Here is an 18,107-nt window from a genome sequence, read left to right as displayed (position 1 = left end):
CATGCCCGTTGGCCGCATCATCGAAACGCCGGGTTGTGTGGCGGAAGGGGCTGAATGGCTGGCCCGGAGCTGCCCACGCATGGCCTATGCAATGGAACAGATTGGCCCATTGCCGCTACGTCGCCGTCCTGACGGGTTCGCGCAGCTGCTGAGTGCCATTGTCAGCCAACAGGTCAGCGTGGCTTCGGCCAATGCAATATGGCAACGCCTGCAAGACGCCAAACTGACAGGTCCGCGTAAGATCATGTGGGCAACGGATGACGATCTGCGGGCCGTAGGGCTAAGTCGTCAGAAGATCCGATATGCAAAGGCGTTGGCAGAAGCGCGTATAGATTACAAAGCGTTACGTGATGTTCCTGATGCGGGGGTTGTGACCACGCTGACGCAAGTGCCAGGCATCGGCGTATGGACTGCGGAAATATACGCCATGTTCTCACTTGGTCGCGCTGACGTGATCGCCCCCGGCGACCTGGCGCTGCAAGAGGCCGCGCGCATCCTCTATGACCTGCCCTATCGCCCAACGGATAGAGAACTGCGCAAGATGGCCGAGGCCTGGTCGCCCTGGCGCTCGGTTGCGGCGCGGGTGCTGTGGGCCTATTACCGGGTTGCAAAGCAAAGAGAAGGGATCAGATGACACGGGTTTTGAATGCGCTCCGGAAAGAGCCTGTTTCGGGCGACACGCGCTCGGTTGTGGTGTTCGTGCATGGCTATGGCGCAAACGGTGCCGATCTGCTGGGTTTGGCCGACCCGCTGGGTGAACATCTGCCCGACACATTGTTCGTGGCCCCGGACGCGCCCGAGCAGATCCCCGGAATGCCCAATGGCTTTCAGTGGTTTCCGATTCCCTGGATTGACGGGTCGTCTGAGGAAGAAGCGCGCAGGGGCATGGAAATGGCGGTCGAGGACTTTAATGCCTTTCTGGATGCGCTGATGGTGGATGAAGACGTTCTGCCCGAACAGGTTGTCCTGTTTGGTTTTAGCCAGGGCACAATGATGAGCTTGTATGTCGCGCCCCGCCGCGAAGACCCCGTGGCCGGAATTGTCGCTTTCTCAGGCCGTTTGCTAGAGGCGGACCTTCTGGCAGACGAAACTGTCAGCCGGATGCCGGTATTGCTGGTGCATGGCGACGCCGACGACGTCGTCCCGCCGCAATCCTTGCCCGAAGCGGCGGAGGCCCTGCAATCCGCCGGTTTCAAAGAGGTCTACGCTCATGTCATGAAGGGCACCGGGCACGGCATCGCCCCGGACGGGCTGAGTGTGGCCCTGGCCTTCATGCGCGACAAGCTGAGCCTTTAGCCGGTAAGATTAAATCAGCAGAACACTGTCGTTTCGCATCGGATTAAGACCAAAGATGCGCTTCCGCAAACTCGACTGAGTTTCCGGCCGGGTCGCGCACGTACAAAGATCGTGCGCCTCCGGGCCAGTCAAATTCTGCGTCTACGGGGACATTCCAGTCCAGAAGGTGCTTGCGCATTACCGCGATTTCATCACGGGTCAGTACAAGACACACATGCCCGGCACCACGGGCGCCATGTGGCGGAACGGGCATGTCCGGGTTGAGGGGCGGCTGTTCCGTCTGTTCCGGGTTAAAGATCAGCAGGACCGATCCGCCAATTCGGTAAAACACGTGGCGGTCGGCGACACGCTGAATGCGTTTCAGGCCCAGTACTTCGCCGTAAAACTGTTCTGCTGCGTCCAGATCATCGACATAAAGCGACGCTTCCAGAATCGCCGAAGGGGCCGGTATTCCGGGAGTTAGTTTCATGACTTAAGTTTAGCAGATCAGGGCAGGGTATGTCACCGGCGCGGTCGACGGTCGCGTTTTCGTTGCGGTGTGGTGTTCAGGGATGGCATGGGCAGGCTGTCCCACTGGCCCGGTTCCAGATCGTCCAGAGTCCAGTCTCCGATTCTATAACGGATCAGGCGCAGGGTCGGCAGGCCCACGGCGGCCGTCATTCGACGCACCTGACGGTTTTTGCCCTCGCGTATGGACAGTTCTATCCAACTGTCTGGAACTGTCTCGCGTTCGCGGATTGGTGGGGTGCGGGGCCACAGGTCGTCTGGCTCGTCGATCTGGCGCACCTTCGCCGGACGGGTCAGGCCGTCTTTCAACTCGACGCCGTTTCGCAGCGCTTTCAGGGCGGTTTCGTCCGGGATGCCTTCGACCTGAACCCAATAGGTTTTTGCCATCTTGTGCTTGGGATCCGATATCTGCGCCTGCAACTTGCCGTGGTCAGTCAGCAGCATCAAACCTTCGCTGTCACGATCCAACCGACCGGCGGGATAAACCCCGGGCAGATCGATGAAATCGGACAGTGTACTGCGCGGAGTATCCCCATTGTCGCGGTCGGTGAACTGCGGCAGCACATCATAAGGTTTGTTGAAGCGAATGAACCAGGACATGACCCGCGCATACCCCGAAGAGTGCGTCCCGCGCAAGCTGTGGATAACTGTCATGCGCTTGTTACGGATTCGCATTACCCAGTTTGCGACATATTGTGGAAAATCAGGGCTTGTCAGAGTATTAACACGATATATAGTTATACTAAGGCCGGGGCGGGTGTTCCCCGCTCTGATGTCAAAAACGGGCAGAGCAGAGCGAGGAGCGATTCTGATATGGACGGAGACTTCAGGACCGAATTTGTCAGGGAGCCTGGTGCGCTGAAGCATCATCCGGCATTGGTTTTGAACGCCGATTATCGCCCCCTGTCTTATTACCCGTTGTCCCTGTGGCCCTGGCAGGAAGCGATCAAGGCCGCCTGGCTGGATCGCGTCGACATCGTGGCCGAATACGACGAAGTGGTTCGCAGCCCAAGTACTCAGATCCGAATACCTTCGGTCGTTGTTCTGAAAGACTATGTAAAACCCAGAAAGCGCGTGGCCTTCACGCGCTTTAATTTGTTTCTGAGGGACGAGTTCCGGTGCCAGTACTGTGGCAGCCGCGGTGATTTGACCTTTGATCATGTGGTGCCACGCGCCGCCGGTGGGGTGACCAGTTGGCAGAACGTTGTGGCGGCGTGCAGCCCGTGCAACCTGCGCAAAGGGTCGAAATCGCTGCGTCAGGCAGGAATGAGCCTGCGAAAGCCGCCCCGTCAGCCTGACGCCGAAGCACTGCGCAATGTTGGTCGGAAGTTTCCGCCCAATCACTTACACGAAAGCTGGATCGATTTTCTGTATTGGGATGCTGAGCTGGACGAATTCTAGGCCTTGCTTGCCCGCCACGCCGCGAGCCAGATCAGTACCAGAACAGCCGAGGCAATGGCATTCCATCCGGCCATCGAGATGTTGAACATTTCCCACGGGATATCGTCGCAGCGAACCAAAGGCGCTGACATAATCTGGTCGAACAGGTCGTCATTCGACATCCCACTGATGCTGCCGGATGTGCAACTGGTCGGACCTTCCCACCATCCTTGTTCAACGCCGGCGTGGTAAAACCCAATACCCGAAGTGACAGCCGCTGCCATCGCGCCACATAGCGGCAGGATGCTCAGTCTTGGCAAGGCCAGCGCCAAAACGCCAATCGCGATTGCGACCCCATGCGGGTAGCGCTGCCAGATACACATTTTACAGGGGGCAAGGCCGCCCAGATATTGAAAGCCAAAAGCTGCCAGCAGAAGGGCCAGGGACCCAAGACTTGCCAGTGCGATAAGTTGTGAACGTCTCGTCATAGGTATTTCACCACCAGGAAGCCGCCAAACAGGAGGACGATGAACAAGGTGAACATCAGCCCCAAGCGTTTTTCAATAAATTCACGGATCGGCTCGCCAAAGCCCCAAAGCAGCGCCGCAACAAGGAAGAATCTGAGCGCACGTGCCAGTATCGACGTTGCGATGAATGTCCCAAGCGGCATTCCTGTCCAGCCGGACATGATGGTGATGACCTTGTACGGGAAAGGCGTCACTCCGGCGGCCAGGACCGCCCAGAACCCGAAATCGTTGAAGCGTGTGTTGAATTCTTCCATCGCATGGGCCTTGCCCATGGATTCAAGAATGGGCTGCCCCAGACTTTCATAGAAAAACGCACCAATCGCATAGCCCAGCATCCCGCCCAGAACCGAAGCCACCAGAGCAACAGTTGCAATCAGCCAGGCGCGCGACGGGCGCGCAAGGATCATCGGAATCATCAGAACGTCGGGGGGAATCGGAAAGAACGAACTTTCGACAAAGGCCACAACAGCCAGCGCCCACAGCGCATGAGGGTGTTCCGCCAGACGAATTGTCCAGTCATAAAGTGATCGCAACATTAAGCACTCAAATCCCGTTCTCGGCCCCGGAAAGCCAAACCACGCACCTGACGGCCCGTCAACCATCGCGGTCGAAACAAATGGATTATTGGATGATTTTTGCCTCTGGACCTTCCCTCGGATGGGCGCTAATCCAGTGTCCGTGGCCCAAGTGGCGGAATGGTAGACGCAGGGGATTCAAAATCCCCCGGTAGTGATACCGTGCCGGTTCGAGTCCGGCCTTGGGTACCAAAGTAAAAACAGGGGGTTAGGGGAACCTGCTTCCTGTTTTTTCTTTTTGGGCTTATTGCGTGCTCGCACACTTAACTCTCACTTTTCGATCTGGTCTCGTTCTTTTCAGTCCTCTGTTATCAGTCTCATGCTAATACAGGGGCACCGAATACGTCCTGCTGTCGAACCGACCTGAACAGAAAAGGACAGTAAAGTTCCGGAAGACTGATCTGGCGGGTTTTCCTGTGTGCCAGAGGGGAAAATTCAAAACTTACGCTCATATATGCGGAATGGAGCAAGTCAGGCTGGCGCTGGCCTTGACATTGAATGCATCTGGATGAACCCTCAAGGGGGTTGGGAGAAACTGGAAAATTCAACAGGTTGCATCTGCTGTGAAGCGGGCCGATTTTTTTTATCGGCACGGACTCATGAGCAGGGTGATTGATTTGAATTCCAACTGCCAGACAAAAAATGTGGGAGTTCTGAAATGAAAAACAGCAGCAAATTGAGCCTCGGCGCGTTTGTAACCGCAGCCATGTTGGCTCCGGCGGCCTATGCCGAAGAGTTCATTACAATTGGTACTGGCGGCGTGACCGGTGTTTACTATCCGACAGGTGGCGCGATCTGCCGTCTGGTGAACAAGGGTCGGAAAGAACACGGTGTGCGCTGCTCGGTCGAATCGACCGGTGGCTCGGTCTACAACATCAACACCATTCGCGAAGGCGAGCTGGAATTCGGTGTTGCCCAGTCCGACTGGCAGTATCACGCGTATAACGGCACCTCGAAATTTGAAGAGGCAGGTCCCTTCGAAAAGCTGCGTGCGGTGTTCTCGGTCCACCCCGAGCCCTTCACCGTTGTGGCCCGCGCGGATGCCGGTATTTCCAGCTTTGAAGACCTCAAGGGCAAGCGTGTGAACATCGGTAACCCGGGTTCTGGCCAACGTGGCACCATGGATGTGGTTCTGGAAGCGTTGGGCTGGACCGTCGATGATTTCGAATTGGCGTCCGAGCTGAAAGCAGCTGAGCAGTCGGCTGCGCTTTGTGACAACCAACTGGATGCGATGATCTACACCGTGGGTCACCCGTCGGGTTCGATTCAGGAAGCTACGACAGCCTGCGATTCTGTTCTGGTGAACGTCACCGGTGATGCGATTCAGGGTCTGATCGACAACAACTCATACTACCGCACTGCGACTATCCCGGGTGGCATGTACCGGGGTTCGGACAATGACACCACCACCTTTGGCGTGGGCGCGACCTTCGTGACTTCGGCGGATGTGTCGGACGATGCTGTCTATGCGGTTGTAAGCTCGGTCTTTGAAAACTTCGAAGACTTCAAAAAGCTGCACCCGGCATTTGCCAATCTCAAGCCCGAGGAGATGATTTCGGACGGCCTGTCCGCTCCGCTGCATCCGGGCGCCGAAAAGTACTACAAAGAAAAAGGCTGGATTCAGTAAGCCAGACTTTACACGGGGCGTCCTTTTGCGGCGCCCCGGTTCACATCCGGGATAAACCGGGGACAAGAGGGCCAAAGAATCCAAGGCCGCAGGACGGAGAGATTTCACATGAGTTCCGATACACAGGGCAATCGCCCACTCTCGGAAGAAGAGCTTCAGGACCTTGTCGCCTCATCCGATGCAGGGGCGCGAAATCCCGCTGGAAATGTGGGGCTGTTTCTGGCGATTGTTGCCGTTTTGTGGTCGGTATATCAGATCGTTCTGGCCTCTCCCTTGTCGAATTACCTGCTGCCCGGAAGCGTGGTGAATAATTCACGCCAGATCCATCTGGCCTTTGCGATCTTTCTGGCGTTTGCGGCCTATCCGGCGCTGAAATCCAGCCCGCGCAATTATGTCCCTGTTCAGGACTGGGTCATGGGCGTTTTGGGCGCGGGTATCGCGCTGTACGGCTACATCTTCTATGAGAAACTGGTCAATAATGGCCTGCTGGCCGATGACATCGACAAATGGGTGGCTTTGTTGGGGCTGCTGTTGCTGTTTGAGGCCGCGCGCCGCGCACTTGGTCCAGCAATGGCGATCATAGCCACGGTTTTCCTGGCCTATGTGTTCTTTGGATCGTCTTCCTGGGTCCCCGAAGTGATCCAGTGGAAAGGTGCGAGCCTGAAAAAGGCCATGAGCCATATGTGGATCACGTCCGAAGGCGTGTTTGGCATCGCGCTGGGTGTTTCTACGAAATTCGTATTCCTGTTCGTGCTGTTTGGCGCGCTACTCGATAAGGCTGGGGCAGGGAACTACTTCATAAAAATGGCCTTTGGCGCTCTGGGTCACCTGCGGGGCGGCCCTGCCAAGGCGGCCGTTGTGGGGTCTGCGGCAACTGGCCTGATCTCGGGTTCGTCGATTGCCAACGTTGTTACCACCGGTACGTTCACCATTCCGTTGATGAAGCGCGTTGGCTTTTCCAGCGAACAGGCGGGGTCGGTCGAAGTTGCAAGTTCCGTGAACGGTCAGATCATGCCGCCTGTAATGGGTGCTGCGGCGTTCCTGATGGTGGAATATGTGGGCATCTCATATGTCGAGGTGATCACCCACGCCTTCCTGCCAGCGGCGATTTCTTACATCGCACTGGTCTATATTGTGCATTTGGAAGCGGTGAAGCGGAACATGCCAACCTTGGGTGACCGAGACGTGCATCTGGCGCGAACCGTTGTGGGTATGCTGGCCTTCTTCCTGGTGTTTGCAGGACTTTGCTATGGCTCGCAATTCCCGGTTGATGCTGTAACAAGCTTGATTCCGTCCGCGGCGGGCCTTGTGCTGAGCCTGATCGTCTGCGCGGTTTATGTCGGATTGCTTTTTCTGGCGGCACAAGTGCCGGACCTTGAGCCTGACGATCCGAATGCAAAGGAAGTCACGCTGCCGGTTGTCGCAGATATCTACAAGGCAGGTTTGCACCACCTTTTGCCGATCGTCGTTCTGGTTTACTTCCTGATGATCGAACAGAAATCACCGGGGCTGTCGGCCTTCTGGGCAACCGCATTGCTGTTCGTAATCCTGCTGACGCAGAAACCGCTCAAGGCGCTTTTCCGGGGGCAGAGCAGTTTAATCAGTACCTTCGTCGACGGTGTCGCTGACCTGTGGCAAGGTCTGATTGACGGAGCGCGGAACATGATCGGTATCGCACTGGCAACTGCAACTGCGGGCGTGATCGTGGGTACCGTGACCTTGACGGGTGTTGGTCAGGTTATGGCTGATCTGGTCGAGTTCCTGTCGGGCGGCAATCTTATCCTGATGCTGATCATGGTTGGCCTGCTGAGCCTGATTCTGGGCATGGGCCTGCCGACCACGGCGAATTATATCGTTGTCAGCTCGTTGATGGCCGGAGTGGTCGTTGAACTGGGGGCGCAGAGCGGACTTATCGTGCCGTTGATTGCCGTGCACCTGTTCGTCTTCTACTTCGGGATCATGGCGGATGTGACGCCACCGGTGGGTCTGGCCAGTTTCGCCGCTGCCGCTGTATCAGGCGGTGATGCAATCAAAACCGGCTTCACAGCATTCTTCTACAGCCTGCGCACCGTGGCACTGCCTTTTGTGTTCATCTTCAACACTGATCTTCTTTTGATCGACGTTACATGGCTTGAGGGGATCACTGTGGCCGTTTTCGCGACCATAGCGATTCTGGTCTTTACGGCGGGTACGATGGGGTATTTCCTGACCCGCAGCCGTATCTATGAAAGTGTCGCGCTCGTTCTGGTGGCATTTGCCCTGTTCCGACCGGACTATTTCATGGATCGCATCTCGCCTCCGTTCGAATCGGTTGAACCCGCTGCATTTGAAGAGACCATTGGTCAGACACCGCCGGGAACGGATGTCCGCCTAGTGGTCGCAGGCCCCGATTACGATACGCTTGAAATGGTGGACACAACCGTTGTTGTTACTGTGGGCGACGAAGAAGGAGGGGCCGCACGGGTCGAGGCGATGGGCCTGCTGCTGGTTCCCGAGGACGGGCTGGTCAAGCTTGACGAGCCGCTGTTCGGCGCGCCGGTGGCCGACGATCTGGCCATCTTTGACTACTATGGCGATGAACCCGTACGCCTGACGTCGGTCAGCTTGCCGTCCGACCAGCTGCCCAAGCAGCTGGTGTATATCCCAGCGATGATCCTCTTGGGTCTTATCGCGTTCCTGCAACGCGGCCGTGCCGCCAGACAAGGGGTGCCCGCATGACACGTTCTGTTCTGTGTGCCATTGATATCAGCAATGGCGAGATTGATGCTCCGGTCCTGCAAAAAGCCGCTGCTTTGGCGGATCTGGAAGGGGCACAGTTGGATGTCGTGACTGTGCTGCCCGATTTCGGGGAAAGCTGGGTGTCCGGGTTTTTTGAATCAGGTTTTCACGACAAGGCGTTGGCCGAGGCGCGAGCCAAACTGACGGCGCTGTGCATTTCCGCATTGGGGGCAGAGCGCAATGAAAGCATCCGCCATGTAGTCGCGACAGGCACAGCCTATCAGGAGATCCTGAAAACCGCCGAAAGTGCCGGTTCCGACCTGATTGTGATCGGCGCGCATAGGCCGGATTTCAAAGACTATCTGCTTGGTCCGAATGCGGCGCGTGTGGTGCGGCATTCCAACGTCTCAGTTTATGTGGTTCGCTGACTGATTTTCCAGCGCGCAAAAGATCGCGTCGCCGGTCGTAGAGAAAAGTCGGGTTGGTTCAGTAACCTGTCATCTCAAGATAGCCAACGCCTTTATGGCTGCCGTTTACGGTGACAGGGCCTTCCCAGTATTCGAAACTGGTACCCATCCACGCATCAGGTGTCAGGGCTGAGACCTGAATATCTATGCCCCGATCCGCTAGGTCGACTTGCCAGTGTGTCGGGATATTGCGTCCGGCAACCTCGTCGGTACTCAGCGGCAAAAGGCCGATTGTACCGTTGGGGATGGCCTCAGTACTGCCGTCAGAATTGATCCAGGTGGCCGAGGTGAAATCGCCTCGATCCCCGCGCAGGCGAAAAGCCATCAGCTTATCGCCTCCCTCAAAACTGAGCGAGAACCAATCCCAGCCCCTTTGATCCGCCGCCAAGGGTTGTGAGGACCATTCCCGATCCAGCCACCCCTGACCGGTTACCTGCACCTCGCCATCCGGCAAATGCAGCACGCCTTCGACTGTGTAAAAGGGCTGCGAGTAATAGTAACTTGCCTGTCTATCGGCGGATTTAACCGAATAGCCCGCGTCGCCGTGAAATACCAATGGCCCTTGCGCAGTCAGTGAAAGATCATAGCCGAATTCATCACCATTGGCCGTCAGTGACAGGCTGTCCAAATCCGATCCGGCCATGCGCCATTCATCAATCCAGGCCTCAAACGGTTGTGCGGTTACACCGGCCTGGCCAATCCCCCCGCGTGACAATCGCTCGGTAAAAAAATGATCCTTGGGGGTCGTAACAGCAGCATGACCCATCCAAAGTTGCGGGCTTTGCCACCCGTCGCTGTCATAGGGTTTCAGGGCTGACCGGAACAGGGTCCATTGAATGCCATAGTCCAGGCCGTCGTCCCCTTGGAGATTGGCGGTCAGATACCACCATTCGATGCGGTAGGCCGGGTGGGGGCCGTGATCCTTTGGGAAATCAAATTCATACCCGGCTGCCGGCACTTCAAAACCTTCAGCGGTTCCGCCTAGACCTGCATAGCCCTGCGCCCAAAGCGGTATCGGGTAGAGCCACATAAGCAGGATTAGTAGGGTCCTAACGTTCATTGGCGAACACTTTCAGTAGATCGGCGGGTGGCAGGCGCAGCATCCGTAGCGCGGGCAGGGCGGCGGCAAGCAGGGCAGCAAGAAGGGTCAGTAGAAACAGCCACAGCCAATCCCAGGGGAAGACGAACATCGGCAGGCGCCAACCAAAAGCCTGAACGTTGATCACCGTCAGCAGAACCCATGCCAGAACAAGCCCAAGTGGCAACGCCAGACAGGCGGTCAATGCCGCCAGCAATAGGCTGCGCAACAGTTCCAGCCCTGCAAGTTGCGCCCTGTTCAGCCCCAGCGCCCAGACCGGTGCGATCTGTGGCAGGCGCTGGGTCCACAGGGTCAGAAGACTGGTGAGAATGGCAAATCCCGCCACGCCGAGGGTCAGCACATTCAAGGCCGAGGTCACGACAAAAGTCTTCTCAAATATCGACAGCGACTGCGCCTTCATTGCAGCTTGCTGTACGACAGCCTGACGTGGAAGGTTGAACCGTTCCCTCAAGGTTTGCGCCATTTCGGTTGCGTTTTCGGGGTTTAGACGAATGCCAAAACGGCGGGCCTCCGTACCCGGAGCGATCTGGTTCAGTTGGTCCATCGAGACGATGGCTTGCCCGGTCGGATTCCCATAATCCGAATAGACCCCGGCGATGGTCAGGATGTGGTCCGGCGATAAGGCCAAAGCACCGCCGGGCCAGAGATCGGCACGCCGGGCCAGTTGCTCGTTGATCAGAACCGCACGTCCGGCCATGACGTCATCCCATGCATTCGGGCTTGAGGTGATCACTGGCCAGTTCTGCCGATAGACCGGATCATCCACGACACCGTAAAGAAACAGAGGCCCCGTTTCGTGCGACAATTCCACATTTCGGATTGGCAGAATGGCTTCGACCTGAGGGCGCAGCCAGTCGGTAATCTCCTGCCCCTGATCGTCGTCGCTGGCAGTTAGGTAGAGTTCTGACGTCAGGCGCTGGTCAAGCCACCCGACGAATGTCAGCCGGAAGCTGGACACCATCGTGCCTACGCCGACATTCGCTGCCAAAGCCAGCAACAGGGCCATCAGGGCAAGTGACAATCCGGGCAGTTGTGCCCGCATATCCGCCCAGACCCATTGGGCAATAGGCCCCCGCGCTGTGCTGGCGCAGAATGAAAGCATTACTGACAAAAGCGCAGGCAGCATCAGCGCTGCACCGGTCAGCAAGCCAGCCAACAGGGCAAACCCGGCGATCAGCCCCCCGAAACTGACATAGGCCAAACCGCCACCCAGGATCATCACCAATCCGAATGCCGCTGCAAGATGGCGCGCACGGGGGTCGCCCCGCCACGCTTGAACGCCCGGACTTGTCAGCAGGGGCATACGCGACAGGCGCCACAATGCGTGGCCGCTGGCCAGCAATGTGCCAAAGACTGCCATGGCAATCCCAGCCAAAAACCATTCCAGTTGCAGCGTCAGTTGCCCTGTTACTGGTGCGCCGTAAAGGCCACGCAACGTGGCCGCGACATCGGGCAGAAGTGCTCCGGCCAGAAAGAAGCCCAAAAGCAACCCGACGAGCCCACCGATCAAGGCCAGAAATGTCAGCTCGGCAAGGATCAGCCAGACCAGTAATCGCATCGAAACACCCAGTGCCCGCAGCGTGCGGATAATGCCCCTGCGTTGGGCAAATGCCAGCCCGACTGTGCCGTTCACGATAAAAAGGCCGACTGCAAAGGACAGCAATCCAAAGGCTGACAGGTTCAGGTGGAAACTGTCGGTCAGCCGAGCAGTGTCGATCTTTTGTGACGGGCTGATGCGTTCCAGCTCTGGCGCGATCGTGGTCAGGGGCTGAAGCCCGCGGGGTTGATCGGGCAGAATAATGAGCCGCGAGACTGAACCGGGCTGATTCAGAAGACGTTCGGCAACGCCGATATCCGTCAGGATCACATCCGGCGGCAGCGCTGAGGTACTGAGAACCGGGGGCAGAGTATCGTGACCGCGCAACAAGTGCTCCAACTCTGTCGAAACCAGCAGGCGGCCCGGAGCAGTCAATATGTCCGCCGGGTCGGGCGGCGCACCGCTTTGCTGGGCCTCGGTAATTGCGGGCAAGGCGGGATAGGCCACCATATCCACGCCCATCAAACGCAACGTACGTCCAGCGACCCGATAAGGGCCTTCCAGTACGGCGGCCACCTGCCACCCCGCGCGACGCAGGTCGACATAACGGGACATGGCGATGAAACCGGCTGGATCGTGCAATTCGTCAAACTGCCCAAGTGCCAGTTGGGCGTTGGCACGGGAATAGCTGGCGCGGGCCTCGGCATTGATGGCCTGTACAGCGGACCACAAACCAGTTGCCAGGGCGATACCGATCAGCAGCGTTGCCAGTTGCAACCAATGCACCCGCCAATGGGACAGCAGGGCCTGGACGACGGCCAATGTCATTGGATGCGCCCGCCGCTCAGGCGTAGGTGCGTGTCCAGACGGGCCGCGATTTGCGGGGAATGCGTCACCAGCAGCAAAGCTGCACCAGTATCAGCCACAAGTGACAGCATCAGGTCCAGCACTTTGGCGCTGGCGGTTTCGTCAAGATTGCCTGTCGGCTCGTCCGCCAGCAACAGTTTCGGGCGCGCGGCCATGGCCCGTCCTATGGCCACCCGCTGCTGCTGGCCGCCCGACAAGCTTTCGGGGTAGCGGTCCAGCAGATCCGAAAGCCCAAGCCGGTCTGCCAATTGCCCGGACCATTGGGCATTTTCGGTACCTGCAAGGCGGGCATGAAAGGACAGGTTTTGCCCCACGGTCAGCGATGGGATCAGGTTGAACTGCTGGAACACAAGCGAAACCTTTCTGCGCCGCAACCCGGCCCGGCCCGCATCATCCAAAGGGGACAGGGGCGTGCCATCCAGCGTAATCTCGCCTCTGTCGAAACTGTCCAGGGCGGCGGCCAGATTCAGCAAGGTGCTCTTACCGCTGCCGCTTTCACCGGTCAGAGCAAGCGTTTGTCCCTGATCCAGTGTCAGAGACACGTCGCGCAAAACGGGCCGCCCGCCGGGATAAGTCTTTTGAACTCGGTCGATGATCAACAGCATGAAGCGCCCTTTTTGCACAGGATGTGCGCCGGACTTCCCAACTGTCCAGTGCAGACCTTTCACCGGTTCCTTTCGCCGCAGGCTACCTTATCCGGTGGCGGGGTTGTGCCTTGCGTTTTGAAAGGTCATTGTGCCCTGACAGTTCGTGGCCGAAAATCAGGGTGTAAATACATGACGTTGCTGCATCAGATCGTTTGGGGCAGTACCTTTCTGGGTATTTGCATCCTGATCGAGATTCTCTTTCTGACCTGGTGCACGATGTCCATTATCAAGATGGACAAAAAATGGGTCACACGCGGGGTGTTTGTGGCAACCGCGGGGCCGATTGCCGTTGCCTTGGGCTTCATTATCGCAACGCACACCATTCAGGTCTGGATCTGGGCTATCGTCTGGGTGTTGCTAAATGTTCTGCCGGACTGGAACTCGGCCATCTATTTCTCGTTGGTGACGTTTACGACGCTCGGATACGGCGACATCGTTTTGGGTGAAGGGCTGCGCATTTTCGGCTCGTTTGCTTCGGTCACCGGGCTGTTGGCGTTTGGATTGTCGACCGCGTATCTGGTCGCATTGATGACCCGCGTTTTTCAGGAGAAGTTCTTTTCCTAAAGGATCGGTGCAAACAACCGTGCCAGCGGCGCACCAAAGCGGATGTGGGCCGGTTGTTGACGCAACCTACGGGTCAATTCGAAACTGGTTTCGAAATCTTCTTGTAGCATCTGGTCGACGGCCTGGGCAGCCCGGGCATCAAAGAACAGCGCCATTGCTTCGAAGTTGAGGCGGAAGGATCGGTTGTCGAGGTTTGTTGTTCCAACAGCGGCCAGCGTATCGTCGACAACGAACGCCTTTTGATGCATGAACCCGCCGGTATAGCGGAATACGCGCACGCCACAGTCGCGGATTTCATCGAAATAGGCAAACGCGGCCAGCCATGGCAGGCGATGGTCGATCATGTCAGGAACAAGGATGCGCACATCCACACCGCGCATCGCGGCATGTTGCAGCGCTGTCATGACATCGATGTCGGGTACGAAGTAAGGCGACGCAATCCACAACCGTTCTTTTGCCTCGGCGATAGCTGCAAAAAACATCATGGCGCCAGTTTCGGTTTCGTCTCCGGGTCCGGTCGCGACCAGCAGGGCATTCATGTTCTGTTCGGATTCACTGCCCGCCCAGTCAAGTTCATCAATCAGGTCTTCGTTATGCGCCCAATGCCAATCTTCAGTGAAGATAAGCTGCAATTGCCGGACGACATGACCGGACATCATTATGTGAGTGTCGCGCCAATGACCGAAATGCGGATGTTTGCCCAGATATTCCTCGCCAACATTGTGGCCACCGATAAAGCCTGTCTCGCCATCGATAATGACAGTTTTACGATGGTTTCGGTAATTCAGCTGAAACCGGAAATTTGGGCCGCGTTGCTGACGCGGGTCGGCTACATCAATTCCGGCTTCACGCATGGTATCCAGATACGCGCGCGGCAATCCGTAACTGCCGACTGCATCGGTCATGAAACGGACGTGAACCCCACGTTTCGTCGCCTCGATCAGCTTGGATTGCAGTTTGCGGCCCAGTGCGTCGTCTCTGATGATGTAGAACTGAATGAGGATATAGTTCTTGGCCTTGTCGATGGCGTCGAAAATGGCGTCGAATGTGGCTTGCCCGTCAACCAGTAGCCGGGCACCGTTTCCGCTGGACACAGGAAGATGCGCCAGAAACTCGAACGGGCGCGGATTGATGGACATTGAGGAGGGATCGGGCCTTGAGTAATCGGCAAAGGTTTTGATCCCTTCAACAACCCGCTCACTTTTCTGGCGCGCGATGCGATATCCGTGAAAGCGATGGTGTCCCAGAAAAAGATACAACGGCACCGCTAGGAAAGGGGCTGAAACCAAAAAAACCACCCAACCAACGGCACCTTGCGGTGTCCGCGCGGTTTGTGCCGCTCGGATCGAAAACACAAATGCAGCCACGTACAACGTGAATACAAAGATAGATACCAGTGCTGTCCACATGGGGTCTTACATCTTTCGGGCCGTTTAGTTTGCCCCAGTGTAGATGCGTGACCAGTCTTGCGCCATATCGACAATGATCCATCCCTTGTCAGGACCCCGATCCAGCCCATCTGCCAGCTTTCCGATCGGGCTTTCGCGGTCATAAGCCCATTCGCGTTCGGCGTCCGTGTGGTGGATCAGAATTCCCAAACGCGGACCATCACCCGACGTTGTCCAATCCAGCATAGCGAAATCTCCGTCCGAGTTGCCTGCGGCCAGAATAGGGCGTCTGCCAATCGTGCGTTCGATATTGATCGGCTTGCCTTCTTTGTCATCGATGAAGGCTAGCCCCGGCGCCTTGATGATCGTCGGGTTGCCGTCGATCACCTTATAGGTGCTGTCTGCATAGCTCCCCAATATCTGTTCCGGCGGGATACCATAGGCATCCTCGGCAAAGACGCGCATGAAATGAATGCCACCGCCGGATACGATGTAGGTCTTGAAACCTTCGTCACGTAGATAACGCAGCAACTCGACCATCGGCTGATAGGTCATCTGGTCATAACGAAGGCCGGTGTTGGGGTGGCGTTCGGTTTCCAGCCACTGCGCAACAGCTGCCTGAAATTCTTCGACGCTGGTGCCAGAATGCGATGCGTTGACAACTTCGATCAGCGCCTCATGCCCGCCTTCAAGAACGGTCGCTAGATCACCCTTTGCAGCAGCTTCCAGAGCAGGAGTTGTCAGGATCGACGGGTCCCGCTTGGCCAGATCGGCCAGACGATCCATGGCGAAAAGGAACTGGAAATACACCGGCTGTTCGGCCCAAAGCGTTCCGTCATTGTCGAATACGGCGATCCGATCATCAGGCGTCAGGTAATGAGCTGAGGCAGGGTCGGTTACATCGTCAACAAACAAAACGATTTTCGCTTTGGATTCTAGATTGTTCCATGAGGGCAAGGGGTCAGCGATGGCGACCGTCGCTCCTAGCACACTGCACAATATCAAAAATAGACGCACGGATTATTCCTCAATTTTCAACCGCTAATGAGAAGGGCCGGGGCCCCGGTATCGGGACTCCGGCTTTGCTGTGTCTTGGATTAAACAGCCAGGTTCACGGTGCGCCCGGAGGTGACGTCAACTTCTCCATCACTTTGTCGAGGCTGAAGCTCGCCGCTTCCTGTCGGGGTGGGTATTCCTTGAAGGTTTCAAGGAACTGCGCGACATAGGCCTGCGCAGGTACCAGCATGTAGGCACGGTCGAGCATCCAGTCATAGTAGGTGTTCGATGTGCGGTAGCCACGCTCGTACGGGTCGCGTCGCAGGTTGGTGATCAATGGCACGCGCAGAGGGGTCAGTGGCTCCATCCAGGCGCGCAAGGTTGCCCATGCCTTCTGTTCCAGGAAGGTAATTTTCCAATCACCGAAGCGCAGTGCCGCAAGGTCACCATCGTCCGTGAAATAGAAGATTTCCCTGCGCGGACTCTTGTCTGTTTCGCCGGTCAGCAACGGCAAGATGTTGTAGCCATCCAGATGCACGCGATAGTCACGCCCGCCGCCAACTTCGGCCACGGTGACACCTTCCAGAAGCTCTTCTTTCACGGTTTCGTTGCCAGCTGCAGCCAGGAATGTCGGTAACCAATCCATATGGTGCACGATCTCGTTCGACACAGCGCCTTCGGTAATCTTGCCGGGCCACCGAACCATGGCAGGTACGCGCCATGCGCCCTCCCATTGGGTATTCTTTTCACCCCAGAACGGGGTCATCGCGGCATCTGGCCAGGTATTCATGTGCGGACCATTGTCGGTCGAGTAAAACACGATGGTTTTGTCGGCGATGCCCAGCTCATCCAGCGCAGTCAGGAAGTCGCCAATATGCATATCATGTTCGATCATGCCAGCCGTATACTCATCTACCTGCTTGCCGACGATTTCATTGGCCTTTGCCCATTTCTCTTCGGAAACATGCGTGCGGAAATGCATCCGGGTGCCTGACCACCAGACGAACCACGGCGTGCCGCTTTCCTCTTGTTTGCGGATGAATTCAATCGCAGCCGCCGCGGTTTCATCGTCGACCGTTTCCATACGCTTCTTGGTCAGCGGGCCGGTATCCTCGATCTCGCCACCCGCTGTCGACTTGATTACACCGCGCGGGCCAAAAGCTTGTCGGAAGGTTCTGCCATCGGGCAGAACAGCATCATTGGGATAGTCGATGTTTTCCGGCTCTTCCTCGGCGTTGAGATGGTAGAGGTTGCCAAAAAATTCGTCAAAACCGTGGTTTGTCGGCAGATGTTCATCCCGGTCGCCCAGGTGGTTTTTTCCGAACTGACCCGTGGCGTAGCCTTCCGCTTTCAGAAGGCCCGCAATGGTCGGGTCTTCGATCTGCATGCCTTCCTCAGCGCCCGGCAGGCCAACTTTGGACAGGCCCGTGCGGAAAACGGATTGCCCCATGATGAAAGATGATCGCCCAGCCGTGCACGACTGTTCACCGTAGTAATCCGTGAACATCATACCTTCTTCGGCGATACGGTCGATATTGGGTGTCTGATACCCCATCAACCCCCGCGTGTAGGCCGAGATGTTGGACTGACCAACATCGTCGCCCCAGATCACAAGGATATTCGGTTTCTGGTTCTGCGCCCAGGCGGGTATGGCCAGTGTCAACGTGGCGGTTACCACGGCAAGTCGGCGCAAGTTACTGCGCCAGGTGCCGGATAGCGAACGTGGAGGTAACATGGTTTGCTCCTGATCTGAGAGGATCTTGGGGACCCCAAAGGAAATGAATCACCCGGCGTTCAAATGCATGAACAACGCGGCAGCAAAGTGTTGATTCCCATATTGAAAATCTTTGGTAGCAGGAATCGAACACCATTAGCATAGGTTACTTCTTGCGTCGGAAACTCATCATATGAT

General features: G+C 57.0%; 17 protein-coding genes and 1 tRNA gene. 8 read left to right on the top strand and 10 right to left on the bottom strand.

Features of this window, described 5'->3' with window-relative positions:
* The first annotated feature begins 1 nt into the window (after position 1).
* Together ACR3FC_RS01800 and ACR3FC_RS01795 are read left to right on the top strand one after the other, a co-directional pair.
* Complete coding sequence (locus ACR3FC_RS01800; RefSeq protein WP_480472929.1) at positions 2–634, top strand: DNA-3-methyladenine glycosylase family protein; 633 nt, start codon at positions 2–4, stop codon at positions 632–634.
* The gene (locus ACR3FC_RS01795; RefSeq protein ID WP_480472927.1) at positions 631–1,296 is read left to right on the top strand and encodes an alpha/beta hydrolase; all 666 of its coding nucleotides are present in this window, start codon (positions 631–633) and stop codon (positions 1,294–1,296) included. Before ACR3FC_RS01800 ends, ACR3FC_RS01795 begins: the two co-directional genes overlap by 4 nt.
* 43 nt (positions 1,297–1,339) lie before the next feature.
* On the opposite strand, the gene ACR3FC_RS01790 is transcribed toward ACR3FC_RS01795, so the two are convergent.
* Together ACR3FC_RS01790 and ACR3FC_RS01785 are read right to left on the bottom strand one after the other, a co-directional pair.
* A complete protein-coding gene (locus tag ACR3FC_RS01790; RefSeq protein ID WP_480472925.1) occupies positions 1,340–1,765 on the bottom strand; it encodes a VOC family protein in 426 nt (141 codons plus the stop codon).
* A 32-nt stretch (positions 1,766–1,797) separates the two neighbouring features.
* Positions 1,798–2,403: an rRNA large subunit pseudouridine synthase E gene (locus ACR3FC_RS01785; protein WP_480476745.1), complete on the bottom strand. Its 606-nt coding sequence runs from the start codon at positions 2,401–2,403 to the stop codon at positions 1,798–1,800.
* Between the two features lie 213 nt (positions 2,404–2,616).
* Here ACR3FC_RS01785 and ACR3FC_RS01780 point away from each other — a divergent pair, with 213 nt between their 5' ends.
* On the top strand, positions 2,617–3,204 hold the full coding sequence (locus tag ACR3FC_RS01780) for an HNH endonuclease (RefSeq protein ID WP_209503840.1): 588 nt from the start codon (positions 2,617–2,619) through the stop codon (positions 3,202–3,204).
* Here the strand turns inward: ACR3FC_RS01780 and ACR3FC_RS01775 are convergent.
* Positions 3,201–3,671 (bottom strand): disulfide bond formation protein B, encoded by a 471-nt coding sequence (locus tag ACR3FC_RS01775; protein WP_480472923.1) that lies wholly within the window; start codon positions 3,669–3,671, stop codon positions 3,201–3,203. The genes ACR3FC_RS01780 and ACR3FC_RS01775 overlap by 4 nt on opposite strands.
* On the bottom strand, positions 3,668–4,246 hold the full coding sequence (locus ACR3FC_RS01770) for a YqaA family protein (RefSeq protein WP_480472921.1): 579 nt from the start codon (positions 4,244–4,246) through the stop codon (positions 3,668–3,670). Before ACR3FC_RS01770 ends, ACR3FC_RS01775 begins: the two co-directional genes overlap by 4 nt.
* A 145-nt stretch (positions 4,247–4,391) precedes the next feature.
* Between ACR3FC_RS01770 and ACR3FC_RS01765 the strand changes: the two genes are divergently transcribed.
* The 4 genes from ACR3FC_RS01765 to ACR3FC_RS01750 all read left to right on the top strand — a co-directional run bounded on the left by ACR3FC_RS01765 (position 4,392) and on the right by ACR3FC_RS01750 (position 9,058).
* Positions 4,392–4,477, top strand: a tRNA-Leu gene (locus ACR3FC_RS01765).
* Between the two features lie 466 nt (positions 4,478–4,943).
* The gene (locus tag ACR3FC_RS01760) at positions 4,944–5,912 is read left to right on the top strand and encodes a TAXI family TRAP transporter solute-binding subunit (protein ID WP_480472919.1); all 969 of its coding nucleotides are present in this window, start codon (positions 4,944–4,946) and stop codon (positions 5,910–5,912) included.
* A gap of 108 nt (positions 5,913–6,020) precedes the next feature.
* Positions 6,021–8,630 (top strand): TRAP transporter permease, encoded by a 2,610-nt coding sequence (locus ACR3FC_RS01755; protein WP_480472917.1) that lies wholly within the window; start codon positions 6,021–6,023, stop codon positions 8,628–8,630.
* Positions 8,627–9,058, top strand: a complete 432-nt coding sequence (locus ACR3FC_RS01750; RefSeq protein WP_480472915.1) for a universal stress protein — start codon at positions 8,627–8,629, stop codon at positions 9,056–9,058. Before ACR3FC_RS01755 ends, ACR3FC_RS01750 begins: the two co-directional genes overlap by 4 nt.
* Before the next feature lie 58 nt (positions 9,059–9,116).
* Here ACR3FC_RS01750 and ACR3FC_RS01745 read toward each other — a convergent pair whose 3' ends face one another.
* Genes ACR3FC_RS01745 through ACR3FC_RS01735 form a run of 3 tightly spaced genes read right to left on the bottom strand, consistent with a single transcriptional unit; the run spans position 9,117 to position 13,205 of the window.
* Complete coding sequence (locus ACR3FC_RS01745) at positions 9,117–10,157, bottom strand: lipocalin-like domain-containing protein (RefSeq protein WP_480472913.1); 1,041 nt, start codon at positions 10,155–10,157, stop codon at positions 9,117–9,119.
* Entirely contained in the window at positions 10,147–12,561 is a 2,415-nt protein-coding gene (locus ACR3FC_RS01740; RefSeq protein ID WP_480472911.1) for an FtsX-like permease family protein, read from the bottom strand. Before ACR3FC_RS01740 ends, ACR3FC_RS01745 begins: the two co-directional genes overlap by 11 nt.
* A complete protein-coding gene (locus ACR3FC_RS01735; protein ID WP_480472909.1) occupies positions 12,558–13,205 on the bottom strand; it encodes an ABC transporter ATP-binding protein in 648 nt (215 codons plus the stop codon). The genes ACR3FC_RS01740 and ACR3FC_RS01735 overlap by 4 nt, the downstream gene beginning before the upstream one ends.
* Positions 13,206–13,376: 171 nt before the next feature.
* Between ACR3FC_RS01735 and ACR3FC_RS01730 the strand changes: the two genes are divergently transcribed.
* Entirely contained in the window at positions 13,377–13,811 is a 435-nt protein-coding gene (locus tag ACR3FC_RS01730) for an ion channel (protein ID WP_480472907.1), read from the top strand.
* On the opposite strand, the gene cls is transcribed toward ACR3FC_RS01730, so the two are convergent.
* From cls to ACR3FC_RS01715, 3 genes are all read right to left on the bottom strand, one after another.
* On the bottom strand, positions 13,808–15,220 hold the full coding sequence (gene cls / locus ACR3FC_RS01725) for a cardiolipin synthase (RefSeq protein WP_480472905.1): 1,413 nt from the start codon (positions 15,218–15,220) through the stop codon (positions 13,808–13,810). The genes ACR3FC_RS01730 and cls overlap by 4 nt on opposite strands.
* Before the next feature lie 24 nt (positions 15,221–15,244).
* On the bottom strand, positions 15,245–16,216 hold the full coding sequence (locus ACR3FC_RS01720) for an HAD family hydrolase (RefSeq protein ID WP_480472903.1): 972 nt from the start codon (positions 16,214–16,216) through the stop codon (positions 15,245–15,247).
* A 94-nt stretch (positions 16,217–16,310) separates the two neighbouring features.
* A complete protein-coding gene (locus ACR3FC_RS01715) occupies positions 16,311–17,930 on the bottom strand; it encodes an arylsulfatase (protein ID WP_480472901.1) in 1,620 nt (539 codons plus the stop codon).
* Positions 17,931–18,107 lie beyond the last annotated feature (177 nt).

This window comes from Ruegeria sp. AF3 (assembly GCF_056536285.1).
The sequence above is the reverse complement of the archived record's forward strand: the minus strand, read 5'-3'. Positions and strand labels throughout refer to the sequence as shown.

Excerpts from the sequence above, each read along its gene's own strand:
- ACR3FC_RS01770 (WP_480472921.1), bottom strand. The coding sequence starts at position 4,246 with ATGTTGCGATCACTTTATGACTGGACAATTCGTCTGGCGGAACACCCT.
- ACR3FC_RS01760 (WP_480472919.1), top strand. The coding sequence starts at position 4,944 with ATGAAAAACAGCAGCAAATTGAGCCTCGGCGCGTTTGTAACCGCAGCC.
- ACR3FC_RS01735 (WP_480472909.1), bottom strand. The coding sequence starts at position 13,205 with ATGCTGTTGATCATCGACCGAGTTCAAAAGACTTATCCCGGCGGGCGG.
- ACR3FC_RS01775 (WP_480472923.1), bottom strand. The coding sequence starts at position 3,671 with ATGACGAGACGTTCACAACTTATCGCACTGGCAAGTCTTGGGTCCCTG.
- ACR3FC_RS01750 (WP_480472915.1), top strand. The coding sequence starts at position 8,627 with ATGACACGTTCTGTTCTGTGTGCCATTGATATCAGCAATGGCGAGATT.
- ACR3FC_RS01755 (WP_480472917.1), top strand. The coding sequence starts at position 6,021 with ATGAGTTCCGATACACAGGGCAATCGCCCACTCTCGGAAGAAGAGCTT.
- ACR3FC_RS01730 (WP_480472907.1), top strand. The coding sequence starts at position 13,377 with ATGACGTTGCTGCATCAGATCGTTTGGGGCAGTACCTTTCTGGGTATT.
- ACR3FC_RS01715 (WP_480472901.1), bottom strand. The coding sequence starts at position 17,930 with ATGTTACCTCCACGTTCGCTATCCGGCACCTGGCGCAGTAACTTGCGC.
- cls (WP_480472905.1), bottom strand. The coding sequence starts at position 15,220 with ATGTGGACAGCACTGGTATCTATCTTTGTATTCACGTTGTACGTGGCT.
- ACR3FC_RS01740 (WP_480472911.1), bottom strand. The coding sequence starts at position 12,561 with ATGACATTGGCCGTCGTCCAGGCCCTGCTGTCCCATTGGCGGGTGCAT.
- ACR3FC_RS01780 (WP_209503840.1), top strand. The coding sequence starts at position 2,617 with ATGGACGGAGACTTCAGGACCGAATTTGTCAGGGAGCCTGGTGCGCTG.
- ACR3FC_RS01745 (WP_480472913.1), bottom strand. The coding sequence starts at position 10,157 with ATGAACGTTAGGACCCTACTAATCCTGCTTATGTGGCTCTACCCGATA.
- ACR3FC_RS01795 (WP_480472927.1), top strand. The coding sequence starts at position 631 with ATGACACGGGTTTTGAATGCGCTCCGGAAAGAGCCTGTTTCGGGCGAC.
- ACR3FC_RS01800 (WP_480472929.1), top strand. The coding sequence starts at position 2 with ATGCCCGTTGGCCGCATCATCGAAACGCCGGGTTGTGTGGCGGAAGGG.
- ACR3FC_RS01785 (WP_480476745.1), bottom strand. The coding sequence starts at position 2,403 with ATGTCCTGGTTCATTCGCTTCAACAAACCTTATGATGTGCTGCCGCAG.
- ACR3FC_RS01790 (WP_480472925.1), bottom strand. The coding sequence starts at position 1,765 with ATGAAACTAACTCCCGGAATACCGGCCCCTTCGGCGATTCTGGAAGCG.